The organism is Microbacterium sp. W4I20 (assembly GCF_030816505.1).
In the GTDB taxonomy this organism is placed as follows: domain Bacteria; phylum Actinomycetota; class Actinomycetes; order Actinomycetales; family Microbacteriaceae; genus Microbacterium.
Map to the genome: position 1 here is coordinate 1,360,444 of NZ_JAUSYB010000001.1, position 19,562 is coordinate 1,380,005.

Below are 19,562 nucleotides of genomic sequence, written 5' to 3' on the forward strand. Positions count from 1 at the left end.
GTCAACCGGCTCGGCGCAGGGCCTTGGGCCGTCCGGTGATCCAGCCCATGACCCACTCGACCGGACCTGTGCCGATGAAACGCCACCACAGCCAGCCCACGAGGATCATGCCGGGCACGATGACCAGCCAGCCGGGGTAGAAGTTGTCGGCGGGGCGGCCGTAGGCGTTGTTCCAGAGTGCGATGAGTGCCACGTGCAGCAGATACAGAGACAGGGCGACCTGTCCGCAGGCGCGGAGCGGAACGAAGATCGCCGCCCAGAACCGCTCCGCGCGTTCACGGCGAACCGTCGCGGCGAGCACGACGCACACGTAGACGGCGAACACGAGGCCGAGATCCTTGAGGGTGTCGAGGTAGTCGCCCGATTGCACCGTGCCCAGCCGCTGCCCGATCCCCCAGGCGACGTAAGCGAGCGGCGCTGCCGCGGCCAGGGCCCACAGCAGCCGGTCCCGCTTCAGCCCGTGGCGGATGAGCAGGGCGCCGATCAGGAACATCGGCAACAGATTCACCACGCGGTACTGCGGACCGAGGAACATCCAGGTCATGACTTCCCGGACCGGAGCCGGAGCAGAGTAGACCCAGACCCAGGTGCGGGCGACGCTCAGAAGCGGCTGGCTCACGACGAGGAGCGCTGCCGCCACGGCGATCACGATCGGAGTGCGCGCCAGCAGGATCGGCGCCCCGAGGATGATCAGCACGCCGAGGTACGAGAGGATCACTGCGACCCACGAGCCCCAGGTGGCCATCCAGACGCCCAGCACGATGAGGAAGAGTCCGCGCAGCACCTGCTGCAGGAGAGTCGTGCCCACTCTCCCGCCGCGCCGCCAGACGAGCTCAGCCGACATGCCCATCACGAGCGCGAACAGGGGTGACGCGACCTCGCTGAACATCGAGGTGGCGAAATGCACGACCCACGGGGCATTCGGAACGAAGGATGCCGCGTGCGCGATCAGCATCGCGATGATCGCGAAGCCGCGGAGGATGTCGGGGATCAGAAGACGTTTCGGAGTGGAGGCGCGGAGGAGGCGTCGCTCCCCCGGCAGCACTGACGAGCTCTCGGGTTCTGGGGACATGACCTGACAGTATTGGGTGAACCCCCGTGCGCGCGACCTGGAGACCGACATGACGACTGCCGAAGCTCCTGCTCCGCGCCGCCGTCGATTCGGGGTCTGGATCAATGTCGCCTTGGCGTTGGCCCTGACGGCGATCATCGTCGCCTTCGTGGGTCAGCCGTCCTCCGGCTCGATGTCCCCGACGTTGGAGCCTGGCGACCGTCTCATCGTGAACCGGCTGGCGTTCGTCGGGTCAGACCCCGCCCCCGGAGACATCGTCGTCTTCCGGCCCGACGCCCACTGGGGCGAGAAGCCCGTGGCGGGCAACTGGCTGACGGGCGCACTGCAGTGGGTCGGCGAGAGCACCGGCATCCGCCCGCACGTCCTGGTGAAGAGAGTGATCGCCGGCCCCGGGCAGACGGTCGAATGCTGCGATGCCCAAGGAAGAGTGCTCGTCGACGGCGAACCCCTCGATGAGCCCTACGTCGTGAACGACCTCCCGTTCGTCGCGAGCGACCTGGACTGCGACTCGACGCCGATGTCGTCGCGGTGCTTCGCGACGGTGACGGTTCCCGAGGGCGCCTACCTGGTGCTCGGCGACAACAGGGCGAACTCGGCCGACTCCGTGTTCCCGTGCCGTGGCGTCGCGGACCCGGGCGAGGACTGCTGGCGGTGGATGCAGCGCGATTCGGTGTTCGGGAAGGCAGGGCCGATCCTCTGGCCGGTATCGCGCTGGGGCGGGCCGTAGGCGGCTGTCGTCAGCGCCTGGCCGATCGCATCGGTCAGCCGCAGCCGGGCGTCTCCAGCTTCACGGGTGTCTCCCTCACCATGGGCGTGGTCCAGACGTCGTAGGCGCCGTAGTCCGCCCCCATGGTGCCCTCGGCGCCCTTCATCTCGACCGTGATCGTCGCGGCGGTCTCAGGAGTCGTCACGACGCTGATCCGGACGGCGGAGCGGCCGAGGTGCGTTCCCTCCGTGACCAACGAGGAGCGCAGCGCTCCCTCGACGTTCCACGACGTGATCGTCGCACCGACAGGCGTGTAGACCACGACGTCGGTCGCGATGTCGCCCGGCCTGTAGTGCGGTCCGGTGATGAAGTACGGCAGGCCGGCGGCCTGCTCCGGGGTGATGTTGTTCGCGAAGGTGATCGTCTGACGGAACGTGGGAGGACCGGCAGCTGTGCACTGGTCGGTGCTCGCAACGACGTTGGCATCGGCGTAATAGTCGGTCTTCGCACCAGTGGTGTCGTTGAAATAGACACCGGCGATCGTCTGGTCGTCGTTCGTTGCCGGAAGCGTCCCAGAAAGCCTGGTGCCGGCCATCATCGCCTCGATGTCGGGGTTCGACGACCATATCTTCATCCGGCTCTCGTCGGTCGCCTGGCGGAACGCGTCGAACAGCGCGAGCGGGTTGTCGACGCCGGCCGTCAGCTTGGAGAAGATCTGCGCGGCCGCCGAGGCGAAGAAGAGGTCCTGAGCGGAGGCATCGACGATCTCGCCATCAACGATCTGACCGTAATTGAAATAGACCTCATTGAGGAGCAGCGAGACTGCGTTGTCGCTGGTGAGCGTCTCGCCGGTCGCCAGCGGGATCGGTCCTGTTGCCTTGAGCATGTAACTCAGTGCCACAGGATCGGTCGAGATCACGTCGTCGAAGGGAGGGAGACCCTCGTCTGCCCACCAGGCACGCATGATTTCGACTGTCGTCGGGAAGTCAGGGGTGGCGGTCATGTTCGGGATCCAGCGGCCGATGATGTCGGAGTACAGTCCCTCCGTCTCTGCATCGAGCGGAGCAATGCTCTCCGGGCGCGCATTGGCGAATTGGACGCTGGTCGCCTGGGTCGTCAGTTCGATGCGGCCATCCGTTGCGGTGACGAGCGCCAGCGCCGCCGGGTTGCCACCCGATGCGCGCAGCTCGGAGTTGCCCTGGAACATCAGCAGGTAGGTGCGGGGCGTGCCTTCCCCAAGAGCTGCGGGAAGGATCTTGAGGATGGGCGACAATGAGCCGAGGGTGTCGTCGACGCCCGACACTGCGTCGTCCAGGGTGGTCAGCGCGTCGGTGACCTGGGGCAGGAGGAAAGTGCGGTCCATATCCTCGATCCGAGCGCTCACCCCCGCGAACGTCACAGCACCGCCGGTGACGACCTTCTCAAGACCTCGGATCGCGGCGAGGTCGATCGCCCCGCCGACGGGGCGGAAGGCGGCGAGGTCGAGACTCGGCAAAGAGTCAACGGCGAAGTCGGCAACCTCGTCGATGCTCTCCGCCGCGGCTCGAACAGCGGCGAGATTCTGGCCGACGGCCGGGATCCATTCCGCGATCTGCCAGTCCAGTCCTTCGGTCTGGGACACGGCGCGTGCAGACAGCTCCTTGAGTGCGGCGGCGTCGGTCGCGGCTCCCTCCGCATCGCCCGCTATGACCTTCGCCGGCATCCCGCTGGCTATCGGGACCGCCGGAGTCAGTGAGTCGCGGACGCTCAGCGCCTTGGACGCGGCAACGGCCGAGAGCGCGACGACGGCGACCACGAGGAGGGCGAGCACGCCGATGACCATCCACACGACCCGTCGACGACGATGCGGGCGTTTTCGCTGAGCGCGGTCGTCGGCGCGCAAACTAGCGCGGGTCTGGTGCGAAGAGGACATCTCTCCTATTCAAGCGCAGTTTGCTGGGCGACACGTGAGTCAGGAGCGCCGGAGCCGTGCGGTCGGGCGCAAGCCACCGGGCGGACGCGGGGGCGCTGAGCCTTCAACAGGATGACCTCCCGGAGCCACCGGGACTGCCTCAGGAGCGACGGGCATACTGCCGGGTATCACGGCTCGCACCCCGAGGAAGAACCCGAGCGCCATGAGGAACCAGAACGTGCGAGCATTCAGGTCGCCCGAAACCGAGATCTGAACCACCTCGGCGACGAGAATCGCGAACACAAGAATGGCGACGGGCATCTCGCGCGATCGAGAGAGCAACTTGATGAGGTTCGCGACCACGATGATGATCAGAGCAATCCCGAACCACACGCGCCGAGCTCGGCGAATACCTCCAAGAACATGTTGTGCGGGTAGACGAACTGGCGAGGAGCGCCGGCGAATAGTGCCCAGTTACCGATGCCGACCCCCTCCGGGTATTGGCGGATGATCTCGGTGGTGAGCGACCAGAACAGGGATCGAGATGCGTCGTTGTCCCCGTCCTCGATCAGGGTGACGATGCGGCTACTCGCGAAGAACGGCAGCACGGTGACGGCCCAATAGGCTGCGCCTGCTCCGACGACGATTCCGACGATGCGTCGGATGCGATGACGGCGCGTGAATACGACGAGAGCGATAGCACCGATCCCGACGGCGAGGATGGGGCCTCGCGATCCTGTCGCGAAGATCCCCGCGATGAGCAGTGCCGCGATGCCGAGGAACACCCAGGTCCTGATGTCCTTCTGGAGGACGAGGAACAAGGCCATGACGAGACCGGTCGCCATCGCGCGTGCGAGCCAGATCGGGTTCGAGTCGAAACCGTCGGCTCGTCCGCCAGCGAAACCGAGGATCGTGATCACTGAGAGCAACCCGGTCGTGACGAGCCAGGTGCGGGCAAAGGTGTAGATGGAGCGTTCGTCTCGCAACACAGAAGCAGCGACTGCTGTGAGCAGTGTCGCAGTGAGCCATGTATCGAGCTTGATCTCACCGTAAGCAGTTGCGGTCGGAATGGCGATGGCATGCAAGAAGACGCCGAGGAAGAAGAAGGGGACGAGCAGGACCGGGTGCAGCTTCGGGAGACGGCGACCGACTTCGTAGAGCACGAGGATAAGCGCCAACGGCGACGCGATCGTGGCCACCCCGACTCCGCCGACTGTCGGAAAGAGGCCGCCGATGAGCAGGCCCACGAGAATGATGGATCGCGAGATGCGCCCGAACCTGTTAAGCGGAGGTACTGGTGCGAACTTCACCCTGGCGAACCTTTGATCGATGCCTGCGACTTGGAGTTAGTAAAGCGACTGGTGGGCGCACGCCTCGGCGAGAGCACGCCCAACTCGGTTCGATTCACCCTGCGAGTATCGCACGGCGCGCTTCGCAGTTCCGCGCTCCAGAGCAGCCGAGTGCGTGCTCGCACTAGCGCACCAGCGACGAGGTGAATCGAGCAGCGATCGCCGAACTGTACTGCGGACTGATATGCAGTCCGTCGCGATAGAGCCACATTCCATTCCGATAGGTCTCGCACATACCGTTGCGGCAGACCTCGGACGAGAGGTCAACGGCGCCAACCCCCGTGGCTTCTATCGCCTGGGTCTCAGCCGCGGTTATGTACTTCATCCGTGTCTGCACCTGCTCGGCCGAGATGGTCATCGAACACCCCGAAGGGTCGGTGAAGAGGTCGGCGTTCTGACACTCGACGGGGTGCCACCACTCGCGGGAGACTCCTGGGAAGTGCGGCATCGTCCGTACCAGTCGCACATCATGCCCTGCCGCTTCAAGCGACTCGATCCGAGCTGCCAAAGCTTCGGCCCACACCACCGCCTTGTCGACTTCAGTCGTCGCGACCTCTCCTCCTGCTCGGAACTCGATCCGGTCGTCGGTGACCATCTCGCTCGATGAGGCGATCACGACAGTACCGGCAGGTTGCGCCTCTATCCACTTCTCACCGTCATCCGCGTATACGCTGCACTCGGCGCCCTTTGCGGGGTCATCGAGGTCGACTCGTCCGACATCGAAGAAGGGGCATCCTCCCCACGTCGCGACCGTGAGCGGCCTGTCCAACTCATCGGCTGCGGAGATCAGGGCTTCCGTGAATTGCTGTGCGTTCGAGTCGCCCACGAGATAGATGGGCTTCCCCGCACCATCCCACGTGCAGGGTGCCAGATCCCGTTCAGAGACGGGCGTCGTCGACAAGCATTCGTTGTAACCGATGGGACGTTCCAAGAGCTGCGCCGACGCATCCGCGACGTTCTTGTTTCCCCAGTTCACGACAGCACCTCCACCCAGTCCGCCAGCGGCGACCAAAGCGACGGCGATGGCTGCTGCCGGGAGGCGCAGGCTCCGCCAGTTCCATGCATCCGCGCGCCCCCGGAACGGGGTCTCGATGTAGCGGAACGTGAGGTAGGAGAGCACGTAGGTGAGCACGAGGGCGCCCACGATCGCGATCATGCTTTCGGGCCAGAGGCGCCGAGCGAACACGAACAGCGGCCAGTGCCAGAGATAGAGCGAGTACGAAAGGTCGCCGAGGTGGACCAGAGGTCGGGTCGAGAGGAGCCGAGAGCCGCCATTCTTCTTCAAGCCGCCGTAGATGACCAGGGCGGCACCTGCCACCGGCACCAGCGCGGCGACACCCGGGAAAGCCATGCCGCTGTCGATGAACACCGCTCCTGCAAGGATCAGAGCCAACCCGATCCAGGTCGCCGCGGCATGCAGGCGCCTCCGCGCCAGCCACACCGCACCGCACGCGATGAGCGCACCGACCGCGAACTCCCACGCCCGCGTCGGCATCATGTAGAAGGCGAAGATCGGTGGATTCCTCACAGCCGGCAGCACCGCGGAGAACGACGTGACGGCCGAGAGCGCGAACGATACCGCGGCGACAACCACGAGCACCGCGGCTGCTGCCTTCGCATGGTTCTTCGTCATCTTCCACACGAGGAGCAGCACCAGCGGGAAGAACAGATAGAACTGCTCCTCCACGCCGAGCGACCAGGTGTGCAGGAATGGATTGGTCTGCACGTGCTCGCTGAAGTAGTCCGATGAGATGGTGTAGAGCGCGATGTTGCTGATTCCCACGGCCGCCGCCCCGCCGGTCACTGCGGCCTGCTGCTGCGTGCCCAGCGGTGAGAGGATGACTGCCCCGACCAAGGCCGTGACGGTGATGACTACGGCCGCCGCGGGAATGAGTCGATAGCCTCGACGGATGAAGAATCGGCCCAGCCGGATTCTGCCCTGGCTCTGGACCTCTCGCAGCAGCATCGCGGTAATCACGAAACCGGAGATGACGAAGAACACGTCGACGCCGATGAAGCCGCCTCGAAGGCCGAAATGGGCGTGCTCGATGATGACGAGCCCGACAGCAAGGGCACGCAACCCTTGAATGTCGCCCCGGTACCGTGGCTGCGCGGTCGCGCTCGATCTGTTCATGGTTCCTTCCGCGACCGTCAGGCCGCCGCTCGATCCGCGTCGCGACGCGTCGCCATCATGCCGATCACCCAGGTCACGACATAGACGGAGCTGAGTGCCAGCGAGAACAGCCACGCGGTAGTGATCAGGTCGATCGCGAACAACACCGCGGTGGCGACCACTCCGAGGACGAGCACCACGCGGAGCACGTCCAGGCCGAGATTCCATCCGCCGCGTTGCAGGACGATCAGCACCTTGCTCATCGGGCTCACGATCAGACGAGTAGCGATGATCGGCGACATCGCAACCATGAGCTCCCCGGCCGTCTCCCATCCTGATCCGAGGAACAGGGGAAGGATCGGCTTGACCAGGAACACGACTGCGACAACCGTGACGACGGCGACGAGCGCGAGGACCGCAGAAACCGACAAGTAGTACCGCGTCAGGCCGCCTCGGCTCTCACGGATCATCTCGGACATGTGCGCCTCGACAACCTGCCCGACAGCCGTGGCGACGAGGACGAGGGGCGCGGCGAGAATGCGATCAGCGAGAGCCCATTGCCCGGCATCCGCAACGGAGAACCACAGGCCCACGAAGATCACGGGGACGACGAGCCCGGCGGAGTTGAGCACAGCCGACGGCGCGAACAGCACCGGGAATCGCCAGTACTCCCTCATCAGCCGACGGACGTCCGCCAGGGAGAAGCGTTCGATCTCCGATCGCAGGCCGATGGCGAGGGGTGCGATTCCGGCCGCGCGTCCGATCGCATACCCGCCGATCAGGCCGACAGGACTTGGAGCGAAGAAGCCACCGGCGAGCTGCGCTCCCGCGGCCAGCACGGACTGGTAGATGCTGCGTCGGGCGACGGCGCCGTAGCGGTGCCCTCGCAGCGCGTACTGGCTGAGGAGAGTGAACGCCGCCGTGAGGAAAGTGATGCCGCCGACCCATACGGAGAACCAGGGCAGTGCGGACATGTTCGGCAACAGGCCGAACGCGAACAGCGCCTGGAGCAGCCCCACGGTCAGGGCACTCACGACGAGAGCGCTCAACAGGCCTGTGCCGAACAACGCCGAAGCGTCGCGTTTGGCGCGCGGCAGCATCAGAGCCGAGTCCAGTCGGAGGGCCGCAGCCGGCGCCGCGATCGAGACGACCGCGATCACGAGCGACAGGTAGCCGAAGTCCTCGTCCGAGTACAGACGGGTGAGGAACGGCGTGACGAGGAGCGTTATGCCCTGAGCCACGCCCGTGCCCAGGATGAGCGAGAGGGCCCCCTTCGCACCGCGCGAGCGGAGGCGGGCCCAGATCGACGTGATACCCATGCTTCTAGCTCCGGCTCTTGCGACGGAGCAGCTTCCAGCCCTGCACCACGCGACGCAGGCGGATCCGTCGCGTTGTCGACACCCCGTCCGACGACGGACCTGCGTGCAGACTCTCCGCCGTCGGCCAGAGGATCCGGAAGATGACACGCGGACGAGCCGCGGCCGGGATGAGCTTGAGAGCCTCGACGTACGCGCGGATCGGCGACGACGACAATCGCCAAGCCCAGTCCTTGGGCACCGGAAGCGTCGACTCATCCAGACGCCGGTCAGGGTACGCCTTGCGCAACGGCGCCAGGAGGGCGTACTCAGCGTGGGCGAGTCTCGCAGCGTCCGCCGCACCTCGTCCGCCTCTGGTCAGTGTGGCGGCGGCCGCATCGATCTGTGCGTGACTTGCAGATCGTCCCTGGAACGGGCGGACCTCGTGCAGCGCACTGATGACAGCGTGGAGGGCGCGACCGGGAGTACGCCCGCTGATACCCGCGAAGCTCCGATCCTCGGTCGTCTCCTTCACGAGGGCGAACGCGGCGGACGCCTCCATCGCCATCCCCGGGAACCACGAGTGCACGTCGATGGCGCTCCCCCATGCTCCAGCGCGAAGCGTCAGCGAATGCAGCACGTCGGTTCCCGAGAGCGGCGACAGCGCAGGGGTCCATCCCCACTCCTGCATCGCGCGAGCCAACCGCAGGTCCTCTCGAGGCTGCACCCAGCAGTCGACATCGCCGGAATGGGCACGCTCTCGCAGACCCTGCGCGTGCAGCGTCGGCCCCTTGATGAAGAGGATCTCGATGGAGTTCTGCGCGGCCACATGAGCGAGGAGCGCATAGACGAGCTCGTGCAACGGCGACAGCATCCACGGCGGATCCAGTCGAGTGATCCTGGACCGATGACCGGGATCCGCGCTCGCGAGTCCCATCGCCTCCATCTCGCCGATGGTGTCGCGTTCATCCTGCGTGAGCTGCGAGTCCGGAACGGTCCCGTCGACCAATCGCCGCCACAGAGCCTCCCCGACGCCGTGCAGCAGAAGCGGCTCACCAGGCACGAGCGGCGTCACCAGGACGCCGCCTTCGACCGCGGAACCGAAGTCGTGCTCCGACACGTCGAGTGCGCCGGCACATACCGCGACCCACGAAGCACCCGACTGGCTCATGGCGCCTTCGACAGAGCCTGTGCGACGGCCGCGAAATCCGCTTCCCAGGTCAGACTCGAATCTCCGAGGGCTCGGCACCTTTCACTGATCTCGGACAGATCCGCTTCGGCACGGATCCTGATGAGCGCATCGGCAATGCTCTCCGCGGTCACCTGGGTCAGCCAGCCGACCCGGTGCTCCGTCACGAAGAGACGGTTCTCCGGCAAGTCTCCCGCGAGCACCGGGCGTCCGGAGGACACGCATTCGAGAATCTTGTTCGAGAGGCCGTCATTGCCGGGATCATCCGGTTCGTAGAGGACGAGACCGACGTGGGAATCGAGGTAGGTGCGTGACACCTCGTCGCCCTGAATCGCGCCCGACCACGTGATCACGTCAGAGGCGCCGCGTTCCTCGGTCAGCGAATGCAGCTGCTGCAGATACTGGTCAGTTCCGGGGCCGACAATGCGCAATCGGACCCGAACATCCTTTTGCGCGCAGAGGGCCATCGCCTCGATCAGAATCTCGTAGGCCCGCCCCTCGAACACCGATCCGATGACGACGCAGCGAAGTTCGTCATCTCCGACCGGTGCGACATACGGAGCCCGCCACGATGAAAGCGGCACGTTCCGCAGCGGAAGCACCGTGCGGAAACCGACCGTGCGGAGATCATTCGCATCACTGGGCACGGCCACCGTCGCGATGGCGTCGCGCCGGGCGAGACTGCCGAGCGTGAGCGGCTCCAGTCTGCTGAAGATCGACGCGAGAGAATCTCGCGCGGCGATCGCGCCGGGGCGTTCAGCCACGTCCAACACCACTTGCGAACGGAAGCGTGCGCGGTGAACGAGCGCGATCGGAGCAAGTACCGGATTCGCGATCAATATCACGGCGGCGGGGGTCTTGGCCGCCACCCAGAACAGACGGATAAAGGCCGGCAGATACGAGACCAACAGGTTGAACAGCTTCGCAGCGATGCCCCCGCCTGGGCGACGCGGGCGCACCCGCACCTGATGCACGGCGATGCCGTCGGAATCGAAGACCCCTGCTTCGTCGACGCGACCGCCACGACCGGAACTCTGCAGAGCCAGGTATCGGACTCGGTAGGAGCGCGCCAACTCGCGCGCGGCCTTCCGCGGGCGAGTGGCATACCGGATGCCGGCGAGAGACACGATGAGAACCGTCTCCGGCCGGGCCTCAGCGCCGGAGCTCTCAGTCATGAAGACCCAATCGCGCCCGGTGGGAGTGTGCCGTCGACAGGATGAAGGCTGTCGCCCGCCACGCGGTGTTCGCAATCTCGTAGCCGGCCGGGAGAGAAGCCAGGTCGGCGGGGATGCTGAGGCGCGCGGCGACCGCGCGCAGCACGCTCTCCGGGGTGAGCCCGGTGGTGATGATGGCTCCGGCATCCAACGCCTCAGGCCGCTCGATGAAGTCGCGCACGGTCACGGCCGGGAACCCGAGCGTGCTCGATTCCTCGCTGATCGTGCCGCTGTCGGAGAGCACCAGCTTGGATTCCTGCTGCAGCTTGATGTAGTCGTGGAAGCCGAACGGCGGGTGGAAGGTGATGCCCTCGACAGCCGCGGCGTCGTCGAGAGCCTCGATGCGCTTACGGGTGCGCGGGTGGGTCGACACGAGGATCGGGATGCCGTACTCGCTGCGAAGCGCCTGCAACGATGCGATCGCGGACCGCAGACGCTTCGGGTTGTCGACGTTCTCCTCGCGGTGCAGGCTCACGAGGAAGTACTCCCCCGGCGTGAGGCCTGCCCGCTCGACGGCGTCACTCGCCTCGATCTGCTCGCGGTTCTGCTCGAGCACCTCGCGCATGGGCGAACCGGTGAGGAGGATCTTCGACGGATGGAGCCCCTCGGCGAGGAGGTTGCGCCGAGCATGCTCGGTGTAGACGAGGTTGTAGTCGGCGACGTGATCCACGAGGCGGCGGTTGGTCTCCTCCGGCACGTTCTCGTCGAAGGAGCGGTTGCCCGCCTCCATGTGGAACACCGGCACCTTCATCCGCTTGGCGATGACCGCGGAGATGCAGCTGTTCGTGTCACCGAGCACAAGGAACGCATCCGGCTTCTCCTCGCGGATGACCTCTTCGGTCTTCGTGAGGATGGACCCGAGGGCGGCGCCGAGCGATGAGGTGTCCGCGTTCATGAAGTGGTCCGGTCGGCGCAGACCCAGATCTTCGAAAAAGACCTCGTTGAGCTCGTAGTCGTAGTTTTGACCGGTGTGCACGAGCACCTGGTCGGTGTGCTCGTCGAGCAGCTTGATCGTCGCGGACAGGCGGATGATCTCCGGCCTGGTTCCGACGACCGTCATCACTTTGAGTCTGTCGACCATGTCACACTGCCTCGGCAATCGTGTCGGGGTTGGCTGGATCGAAGATGTCGTTGGTCCAGAAGGACGTGTACAGCAACTCTTCGCCGATGTTGGTGATGTTGTGCGACCACATCGTCGGCATGTCGACGGCACCGGGCGCGTCGCCGGAGACCTCGAACGACACGACCTCATCAGAGTACAGGCGGCGCAACGAGATGCGGGCTCGGCCCTGCAGCACCGTGAACCGCTCGATCTTGCGGCGGTGGAAGTGGTCGCCCCGGGTGACACCGGGCACGGTGGTCGAGAACGACGATTGCCCCGGGCCGCCGTGCGAGCGGATGATCTCGAAGAACGAACCCCGGGCGTCGGCGTGGCGCGTCAGATCGATCGGCGACTGCGCGGGGAACGTGTACGAGCGGTACGTATTGAAGAGGTCACGATCGAAGTTCTCGGACACATCGGGAATCTCGCCCCGACCGTACAGCTCGGCGAAGCCTTGCAACCGGGCGAGCAGTCCGGACACCGTCTCCTCCCGTTGCAGGCTCTCGAGTGCCGCGAGAGGCGCCGCTCCGCTGAGAATGTCGGCAGCATCCTGAGCGTGCAGCAGCGTGAGCTCCTTGTCGTTCTCGACGATGGGGCTCTCGCCGGCAGCGACCAGATGACTGAACGTCGCCGTGACCGCATTGTAGAAGGGGCGGCCGTGCTCGCCGAAGAGGTTCGGCAGACGCACATCGATGAACTCGGCGCCCACTTCGGATGCCGCCTGCGCGAGAATCTCGGCGGCCTTGGCCTTCGCCTCACCATAGACGGACCCGTTGGTTGCCTGCGTGGAGTTCGCGTACACGACGACCGGCGGAGGCGTCTCCGCTCCTCGCAGCGCGGACGCGAGCTGCTCGGCGAACCCGATGTTCCCTGCAGTGACTTCTTCATCCGACGCCCGATTGACTCCGGCGATATGGATGACGCGTGCGCTGCCGTCAATTGCAGCCGTGGCCGTCGCTGAGTCGAACTCCGCCCCGACGGCGATCGCCTCGACGCGAGTACCCGCCTCCTTCAGTGCCGCTCTCAAGTGCCAGCCAAGGAAGCCTCCGGCGCCGGTGACCGCGTACCCGCTCACGAGTCCGACACCGCCACCTCGGGAAGTCCGGCTGCGCGGAGCTCATCACGAACCTCGGGCAGGGTGAGCAGCAGCTCCTCGACCTCACGAACATTCATCTGCTGAACGGTATGAGAGTCGTAGTCCTCGAAGCGGTTCTGAGCGACGTCGCCCTCCTCGAAGTACACGCTGTAGTTGAGGTCACGGTTGTCCGCCACGACGCGGAAGTACTCCCCCATGTCGCGGGCGCGTGACAGCTCCTCGCGGGTCGCCAGAGCCTCGGAGAGCTTCTCCGCATGGCGGGTGCCGATGACCTCGACCTTCGAGCTGGACTGGAACAGGTTCAGGACGGCCTGCGCGAGCGTGCCCATCGAGGTGGCCTTAGCCTTGCGTACGAAGAGGTCACCCTGCGCCGCGTGCTGGAATGCGAATTCGACCAGATCGACCGAGTGCGCCAGCGACATCATGAAGCGGGTCATATCCGGGTTCGTGACGGTGATGTTCTTGCCCGCCTTGATCTGACGGATGAACAGCGGGATCACGGAGCCTCGCGAGTACATGACGTTGCCGTAGCGGACGCAGGACACGGTCGTGGCGGTGTTGGGGTTGTTCAGGCCGTGCGACTGCGCGACCTTCTCCATCAGCGCCTTGGACATCCCCATCGCGTTCACGGGGTAGACGGCTTTATCGGTGCTGAGTGCCACGACCGAACGCACACCGTTGCGGTCCGCCGCACGCACGACGTTCTCGCTGCCGTGCACGTTCGTGCGCACGGCCTCCATCGGGAAGAACTCGCAGGATGGCACCTGCTTGAGAGCGGCGGCGTGGAAGATGAAGTCCACGTCGCGCGTCGCCCGATCGACACTGTCGTAGTCGCGGACGTCTCCGACGTAGAAACGCAGGCGAGAGTCGGGGATCTCGTGCCGCATCAGATCCTGCTTCGCCTCGTCACGGCTGAAGATGCGGATCTCTGAGACGTCTCGCTCGAGGAGCTTCTTCGCGACCGTGTGCCCGAACGATCCGGTCCCGCCGGTCACCAGCACGCGTGCTCCGCCGTATGACTCGCTCATGATGCTCTACTCGTTTCCTTCGCGGCTGCCGAGAGCAGCTCTTCGATCCTGGAGATTCCCGACCCGCGGGAGAAATGGGTGTCGTACATCTCGCGACCGCGGCGCGCCATCGCCGATCGCTCGTCCGTGGACAGCTCCGCGGCCGCGCGGAAGGCGGCTTCGAGAGAGTCGACATCTTCCGCATCCGCCGTCACGCCCACGCCGCCGTCCTCGACGAGTCGTCGGACATCCCCCTGAACCGTCGTCACGACCGGCACGCCCGCCGAGAGCACTGCCTGGAACTTCGAGGGGATGGTGCCGCGGAAGACCGGCATGTTTTTGAGGGACACGAGTGCGTAGTCGGCACGCGCATAGATCTCCGGCATCCGCTCGCGAGCGACCGGGTCATGAAAGCGCACATTCTTCGCGTCGAGCTCGGCGACGAGCGTCTGGAGGTCGGCTTTCGCGACGCCGTCCCCGACGATGGTCAACACGACGCCGGCGTCAGCCGCGGCATGCGCCGCTCGCACCGCGGTTCCGAGGTCCTGCATATCCCCCACGTTGCCCGCGTAGACCACCTCCGCTCGCGGCGTCTCGGTCGCGGGGAGTTCGGACTTCACCGGCTCACCGGCATCCGCCCAGTTGTAGACGAGGTGGGCGCGGTGCTCCGGCACGCCGCGCGACACGAGTGTCGAGACCATGGTCGGCGCGATCCCGATCACAGCGGCAGCGCGCCGATAGGCACTCCGCAGCCAGGGACCGAGGGTTCCGGAGATGATGCGCTCCTTCGCACCGCCTGCCATCATCGACGATCCGACGATCGAGTCGGGCCAGAGGTCTTGAATGTGGAGCACGTACGGGCGCCCGCCGGTGGTGCGCCACAGCCACGGGCCGAATCCCGCCGTCATCTGCGTCGCGTACACGTAGACGACGTCGGCTCCCCGAGACAGCCGTCGCGCAGTCGCCGAACTGAGCGCGAACGAGAAGTAGTTGACCATGCGCTTGATCGCGCTCTGCGAGTGATCGGCGAACAGCGGCACTCGATGGATCGAGACCGGGCCATCGGCTTCGACCGAGCGCCAGCTCTGCCGATAACCGGGGAACACGGAGCCGGTCGGATAATTCGGGAATCCGGTCAGAACCTTGACCTGATGCCCCCGGGCCGCCAGGCCTTGCGCGAGATCAGCCGGGAGCGGCACGGCCTCCGGCGGATAGTACTGCGACACGATCAGTACTCTCATGCGGTCGATTCCCGCACCCGCGCAGGCACCCCGACGACAGTGGTCGCCGGTTCGACATCTTTCGTCACGCAGGCGGCAGCGCCCACCGTCGCACCGGCGCCGACCGTCAGCCCCTGGAGCACGACGGATCCTGCGCCGAGCAGCACGCCCTTCTCGACCACGACGTTCCCCGAGACGATCGCGCCGGGGTTGACAGAGACGTAGTCCGCGAGCGTCGCGTCATGCCCGATGATGCTCGCCGGGTTGAGGTGCACGTGGTCGCCGATGGTGACATTGGTCGAGACCTGCACGCCGGAGGTGATCACGACTCCGTCACCGATCCCGGCACGTGATCCGATCACCGCGCGCGGGTGGATGAGCGTCGTCGCCCGCAGCCCCGCAGCGGTGAATCGCTGAACGACCGCTTCCCGCACGGCGGGAGATCCGATCGCCACGACGAAGTGCTCGTCTCCCGCGGCGGCCGACAGCCACTCGTCATCCGTGCCGAGATAGACGATGCCGCGCTCGCCCAGCCGTCCGAGGTCGACCTGTCGCGGGCCGGAGTCGACGACGCCGAGCAGCTGCAGAGGCTCGCCGGCTGCGATCAGCGCCTCGACGACGTCGAGGGTCTCGCGTCCGAACCCGCCGGCCCCGATGACCACGATCCGTTCAGCCATGTGCCTCTCCGAACTTCGTCATCGTCGCGTGTCCTTCCGCCGAGATGCCCTCGCGCTTGACCACCGAACCGATGGTCGCGAGGACGATCCGCAGATCCAGACCGACGCTGCGCCGGTCGACGTAGCGGACGTCCTGTGCGAACTTATCCTCCCAGGAGATCGCGTTGCGCCCGGTGACCTGGGCGAGACCGGTGATGCCGGGGCGCACTTCATGGCGGCGCGCCTGCTCGGGCGTATAGCGCTCGAGATACTCGACCAGCAGCGGCCGCGGCCCGACCACGCTCATGTCGCCCCGAAGCACGTTCCACAGGCTCGGCAGTTCGTCGAGGCTCGTGGACCGGAGACGCACGCCGAAGGGCGTGAGCCGGTCGGCATCCGTCACCCATCCGCGCGACTCGTCGACAGAACGCATCGAGCGGAACTTGTACAGGGTGAAGATCCGACCGTCTCGGCCGGGTCGCTTCTGCGCGAACACCACGGGGCGGCCGAGCTTCACGGCCACGAGCACGGCGGTCGCGAGGATGACCGGCGAGAGCACGACGAGTGCGATCGCCGAAGCGATGACGTCGAGTGCACGCTTGACGACGTCGTACGGCCGGGTCCTGGCACTCATCGCTTCAGGAAGCCGCGGATGCCGGCGACGACACGCTCGCGCTGCGGGGGCGTGAGGGCCGACCCGCTGGGCAGTGTGAGTCCGCGCGCGAAGAGCGACTCCGATGCACCGGTCGTCTTGCGGCGCGCCCCCGCGAATACGGGCTGCGCGTGCATGGGCTTCCACAGCGGACGGCTCTCGATGCTGTCCTCGGCCAGGGCGGCGGCGAGCGCGGACGGTTCCCATCCGGTCGTCGCGGCGTCGACGAGGATCGACGTCAGCCAGACGTTGTCGGCCTCATCGCCCTCCGCTCCGAACACCTCGACGCCGTCGACCTCGGCGAAGAGCTGCTTGTACAGCTCGCGCATCTCGCGACGGCGGGCGATCATCGCGTCGAGCCGCACGAGCTGTGCGCGCCCGAGAGCGGCGAGCAGGTTGCTCATGCGGTAGTTGTAGCCGATGTCCGTGTGCTCGTAGTGCACGACCGGCTGCCGGGCCTGGGTGGCGAGATACCGCACGTGATGCGCGAAATCCCCGTCATCCGTGAGCAGCATCCCGCCCCCGGAGGTCGTCATGATCTTGTTGCCATTGAAGGAGACGACGGATGCGCGACCGAAGCTGCCAGCCGCTCGACCGTCGTGCGTGGCGCCGAGCGACTCTGCGGCATCCGACAGCACGGGCACATCGAACTCCTCGGCGATCGCGAGGATGGACGTATAGTCGACCGCCTTGCCGAGCAGATCCACCGGCACGATCGCCGAGACGCGCTCGCCGGCCGCCCGAAGCTCCGTCAGGGCCTCGCGCAGCAGCGCAGGGTCCATGTTCCCGGTCGCCGGGTCGGCGTCGATGAAGTACGGCTCGGCACCGGTGTACACGATCGCGTTGGCGGTCGCCGCGAAGGTCATGGTCGAGGTGAGCACGACGTCTCCCGGCTTCACGCCAAGCGTGAGCAGTCCGAGATGCAGCGCCGCGGTTCCCGAGCTGAGGGCCACGCCGTGCGCGACGCCGACCCGCTCGGCGAGCTCACGCTCGAAGGCGTCGACGTCGGGCCCGAGGGGGGCGATCCAGCCCGAGCGCATGGCTGCGACGACAGCCCGCTCCTCCGCCTCGCCGACATCGGGCGAGGACATGTAGATGCGCTCGCTCACGCCTCGGCCGCCTTCTCCAGGCGGATCGGTTCGATGACCACCGTGTCGTTGTTCCGCGGGGTCGCGAACATCCGCTGCATCCATCCGTCCTTGTCGAGTCGTTCGGGCGTGATCACATCCGCCTGGGTGTGCGACACCTTCGGGTGGAAGGGGCGCTCGAGGTGCTCGCGCGAGCCCACGAGCTCCTCGTGCAGCTTCTCGCCGTGCCGGAGCCCGGTGAACACGATCTCGATGTTCTTGCCCGACATCGCGACCATGCGCTTCGCGACCTCGAGGATCGAGACGGGTTCGCCCATGTCGAGGATGAGGACCTCTCCCGCACGACCGATGCCGCCGGCCTGGACGACCAGCTGGCACGCCTCGGGGATGGTCATGAAGTAACGGGTCGCGTCGGGATGCGTGACGGTGATCGGACGACCCTCGGCGATGAGCCGCTGGAAGGTGGGCAGCATCGAGCCGCGGCTTCCGATCACGTTGCCGAACCGCACCGAGAGGTAGCGCATCCCGGTCTCCGCGCCCGCCCAGGCGGTGAGCTTCTCGGCGACGCGCTTGGAGTGCCCGAGCACGCTCGTCGGGTTCGCGGCCTTGTCGGTCGAGATGTTGATGAAGGTCGACACGCCCACGCGACGTGACGCGTTGATCACGTTGAGCGAGCCGATGACGTTGGTCTTCCAGGCTTCGTCGGGGTACTGCTCGAGCATCGGGAGGTGTTTCAGCGCGGCGGCGTGGAACACCACCTCGGGTCGCCGCTCGTCGAAGATGCGGTCGAGGAGCTCGACGTCGCGGATGTCGGCGAGCACGACGTCGTTCGTGTCGAGCAGCCCGTGCCCCGAGGTGCCGAGCTGGGCGTCCTGCAGCCCCGTCTCGTCGCGGTCGAGCATGATCAGTTCTCGCGGACCGTACTTCGCGAGCTGGCGGCAGAGTTCCGAGCCGATCGATCCGCCGGCTCCGGTCACGAGCACCCGCCGACCGGTGATGTACCCGGCGATCAGCTCGACGTTGGTGTCGACCGGATGCCGGCCGATGAGGTCTTCGATGCTGATGTCGCGCACGTCGCTGAACGATTCCTCGCCCGACTTGAGCGTGATCATCGGGGGCGTCACGGCGACCCGGAGGCCCGCAGCCGCGGCGCGGTCGCTGATCTTCCGGAGCAGGGTGCTGTCGGCACTGCCGATCGCGATGATCGCGAGCTTCGCGCCGGTGCGCTGCGCCGCCGCCTCGAAGTCTCGCGTGGTCCCGACGACCGATACGCCGCGCAGCCGCAGGTGCCGCTTGGCGGGATCGTCGTCGAGCAGGCCGACCGCCCTGATCGGCGACGTCGGATCGGTCGTCAGGCTGGCGAGGAGCTTGTCGGCGATATACCCCGCACCGATGACGAGTGCCGGCTCCGCATCTTCTCCCGGCTTGCGGGCACGGTCGATCATCAGCCGCGCCATATAGCGCACGCCGAACATCAGCAGCAGCACGAACGGGAAGGCCAGCAGCAGCGTGCCTCGCGGGATGCCGATGACCGGACCGAGCGGGATGACCAGCAGCGACAGCGCGAACGCCTCGGCGACGACGACGAATCCGACCGCACGGACCTCGTCGAACGAGCCGTAGTGGAAGCGACCGCGATACAGCCCGGTCACGTACCCCGCGGCCATCTGGATCGCACCGGCGAGGAGCGCGAGCGCGGTCGTGGCGATCCAGCCGCGCGCGTCCATCATGAACTCGAAGCGGAGCGCGATGGCCAGCACGACCCCGAAGCTCCAGGCGAGTCCGTCGACGAGCGCGGCCAGCATGCGGCGACGCCGCTGCTTGACCGAAACCTCCGACACGATCGGAATATCCGCCGTCGACGTATCGGCGTATTCCTTTTTGCCACTCAAGATGGAAAGCCCCCTCAGAC

Annotated in this window: 16 protein-coding genes; 1 reads left to right on the forward strand and 15 read right to left on the reverse strand. The window is 66.3% G+C overall.

Features of this window, described 5'->3' with window-relative positions:
* Position 1: 1 nt before the first annotated feature.
* Positions 2-1,072: an acyltransferase family protein gene (locus tag QFZ21_RS06590; RefSeq protein ID WP_307375714.1), complete on the reverse strand. Its 1,071-nt coding sequence runs from the start codon at positions 1,070-1,072 to the stop codon at positions 2-4.
* Positions 1,073-1,121: 49 nt separating this feature from the next.
* Between QFZ21_RS06590 and lepB the strand changes: the two genes are divergently transcribed.
* Entirely contained in the window at positions 1,122-1,799 is a 678-nt protein-coding gene (gene lepB / locus QFZ21_RS06595; RefSeq protein ID WP_307375717.1) for a signal peptidase I, read from the forward strand.
* 34 nt (positions 1,800-1,833) lie between these two features.
* On the opposite strand, the gene QFZ21_RS06600 is transcribed toward lepB, so the two are convergent.
* The 14 genes from QFZ21_RS06600 to QFZ21_RS06665 form a co-directional block, all read right to left on the reverse strand.
* Positions 1,834-3,690 (reverse strand): DUF4012 domain-containing protein, encoded by a 1,857-nt coding sequence (locus tag QFZ21_RS06600; RefSeq protein WP_307375719.1) that lies wholly within the window; start codon positions 3,688-3,690, stop codon positions 1,834-1,836.
* Positions 3,691-4,040: 350 nt separating this feature from the next.
* Positions 4,041-4,979, reverse strand: coding sequence for an O-antigen ligase (locus QFZ21_RS06605; RefSeq protein ID WP_307375721.1), 939 nt, complete (start codon positions 4,977-4,979; stop codon positions 4,041-4,043).
* A gap of 163 nt (positions 4,980-5,142) precedes the next feature.
* Positions 5,143-7,152: an acyltransferase family protein gene (locus tag QFZ21_RS06610; RefSeq protein WP_307375723.1), complete on the reverse strand. Its 2,010-nt coding sequence runs from the start codon at positions 7,150-7,152 to the stop codon at positions 5,143-5,145.
* A 17-nt stretch (positions 7,153-7,169) separates the two neighbouring features.
* Positions 7,170-8,450 carry a lipopolysaccharide biosynthesis protein gene (locus QFZ21_RS06615; protein ID WP_307375725.1) on the reverse strand — a complete coding sequence of 427 codons (1,281 nt, stop codon included), beginning with the start codon at positions 8,448-8,450 and terminating at the stop codon, positions 7,170-7,172.
* 4 nt (positions 8,451-8,454) lie between these two features.
* Positions 8,455-9,597, reverse strand: coding sequence for a hypothetical protein (locus tag QFZ21_RS06620; protein ID WP_307375728.1), 1,143 nt, complete (start codon positions 9,595-9,597; stop codon positions 8,455-8,457).
* A complete protein-coding gene (locus QFZ21_RS06625; protein ID WP_307375730.1) occupies positions 9,594-10,790 on the reverse strand; it encodes a glycosyltransferase in 1,197 nt (398 codons plus the stop codon). The genes QFZ21_RS06620 and QFZ21_RS06625 overlap by 4 nt, the downstream gene beginning before the upstream one ends.
* The gene (gene wecB, locus QFZ21_RS06630; RefSeq protein ID WP_307375733.1) at positions 10,783-11,889 is read right to left on the reverse strand and encodes a non-hydrolyzing UDP-N-acetylglucosamine 2-epimerase; all 1,107 of its coding nucleotides are present in this window, start codon (positions 11,887-11,889) and stop codon (positions 10,783-10,785) included. The genes QFZ21_RS06625 and wecB overlap by 8 nt, the downstream gene beginning before the upstream one ends.
* Before the next feature lie 22 nt (positions 11,890-11,911).
* Entirely contained in the window at positions 11,912-13,006 is a 1,095-nt protein-coding gene (locus QFZ21_RS06635; protein ID WP_307375736.1) for an NAD-dependent epimerase/dehydratase family protein, read from the reverse strand.
* The gene (locus QFZ21_RS06640; protein ID WP_307375739.1) at positions 13,003-14,055 is read right to left on the reverse strand and encodes a polysaccharide biosynthesis protein; all 1,053 of its coding nucleotides are present in this window, start codon (positions 14,053-14,055) and stop codon (positions 13,003-13,005) included. The genes QFZ21_RS06635 and QFZ21_RS06640 overlap by 4 nt, the downstream gene beginning before the upstream one ends.
* A complete protein-coding gene (locus QFZ21_RS06645; protein ID WP_307375740.1) occupies positions 14,052-15,275 on the reverse strand; it encodes a glycosyltransferase family 4 protein in 1,224 nt (407 codons plus the stop codon). Before QFZ21_RS06645 ends, QFZ21_RS06640 begins: the two co-directional genes overlap by 4 nt.
* Positions 15,272-15,931 carry a NeuD/PglB/VioB family sugar acetyltransferase gene (locus QFZ21_RS06650; protein WP_307375742.1) on the reverse strand — a complete coding sequence of 220 codons (660 nt, stop codon included), beginning with the start codon at positions 15,929-15,931 and terminating at the stop codon, positions 15,272-15,274. The genes QFZ21_RS06645 and QFZ21_RS06650 overlap by 4 nt, the downstream gene beginning before the upstream one ends.
* Positions 15,924-16,544: a sugar transferase gene (locus tag QFZ21_RS06655; RefSeq protein ID WP_307375744.1), complete on the reverse strand. Its 621-nt coding sequence runs from the start codon at positions 16,542-16,544 to the stop codon at positions 15,924-15,926. Before QFZ21_RS06655 ends, QFZ21_RS06650 begins: the two co-directional genes overlap by 8 nt.
* Positions 16,541-17,671: a DegT/DnrJ/EryC1/StrS aminotransferase family protein gene (locus QFZ21_RS06660; protein WP_307375746.1), complete on the reverse strand. Its 1,131-nt coding sequence runs from the start codon at positions 17,669-17,671 to the stop codon at positions 16,541-16,543. Before QFZ21_RS06660 ends, QFZ21_RS06655 begins: the two co-directional genes overlap by 4 nt.
* The gene (locus tag QFZ21_RS06665) at positions 17,668-19,491 is read right to left on the reverse strand and encodes a nucleoside-diphosphate sugar epimerase/dehydratase (RefSeq protein WP_307375749.1); all 1,824 of its coding nucleotides are present in this window, start codon (positions 19,489-19,491) and stop codon (positions 17,668-17,670) included. The genes QFZ21_RS06660 and QFZ21_RS06665 overlap by 4 nt, the downstream gene beginning before the upstream one ends.
* Positions 19,492-19,562 lie beyond the last annotated feature (71 nt).

Excerpts from the sequence above, each read along its gene's own strand:
- QFZ21_RS06590 (WP_307375714.1), bottom strand. The coding sequence starts at position 1,072 with ATGTCCCCAGAACCCGAGAGCTCGTCAGTGCTGCCGGGGGAGCGACGC.
- lepB (WP_307375717.1), top strand. The coding sequence starts at position 1,122 with ATGACGACTGCCGAAGCTCCTGCTCCGCGCCGCCGTCGATTCGGGGTC.
- QFZ21_RS06600 (WP_307375719.1), bottom strand. The coding sequence starts at position 3,690 with ATGTCCTCTTCGCACCAGACCCGCGCTAGTTTGCGCGCCGACGACCGC.
- QFZ21_RS06610 (WP_307375723.1), bottom strand. The coding sequence starts at position 7,152 with ATGAACAGATCGAGCGCGACCGCGCAGCCACGGTACCGGGGCGACATT.
- QFZ21_RS06615 (WP_307375725.1), bottom strand. The coding sequence starts at position 8,450 with ATGGGTATCACGTCGATCTGGGCCCGCCTCCGCTCGCGCGGTGCGAAG.
- QFZ21_RS06620 (WP_307375728.1), bottom strand. The coding sequence starts at position 9,597 with ATGAGCCAGTCGGGTGCTTCGTGGGTCGCGGTATGTGCCGGCGCACTC.
- QFZ21_RS06625 (WP_307375730.1), bottom strand. The coding sequence starts at position 10,790 with ATGACTGAGAGCTCCGGCGCTGAGGCCCGGCCGGAGACGGTTCTCATC.
- wecB (WP_307375733.1), bottom strand. The coding sequence starts at position 11,889 with ATGACGGTCGTCGGAACCAGGCCGGAGATCATCCGCCTGTCCGCGACG.
- QFZ21_RS06640 (WP_307375739.1), bottom strand. The coding sequence starts at position 14,055 with ATGAGCGAGTCATACGGCGGAGCACGCGTGCTGGTGACCGGCGGGACC.
- QFZ21_RS06645 (WP_307375740.1), bottom strand. The coding sequence starts at position 15,275 with ATGAGAGTACTGATCGTGTCGCAGTACTATCCGCCGGAGGCCGTGCCG.
- QFZ21_RS06650 (WP_307375742.1), bottom strand. The coding sequence starts at position 15,931 with ATGGCTGAACGGATCGTGGTCATCGGGGCCGGCGGGTTCGGACGCGAG.
- QFZ21_RS06655 (WP_307375744.1), bottom strand. The coding sequence starts at position 16,544 with ATGAGTGCCAGGACCCGGCCGTACGACGTCGTCAAGCGTGCACTCGAC.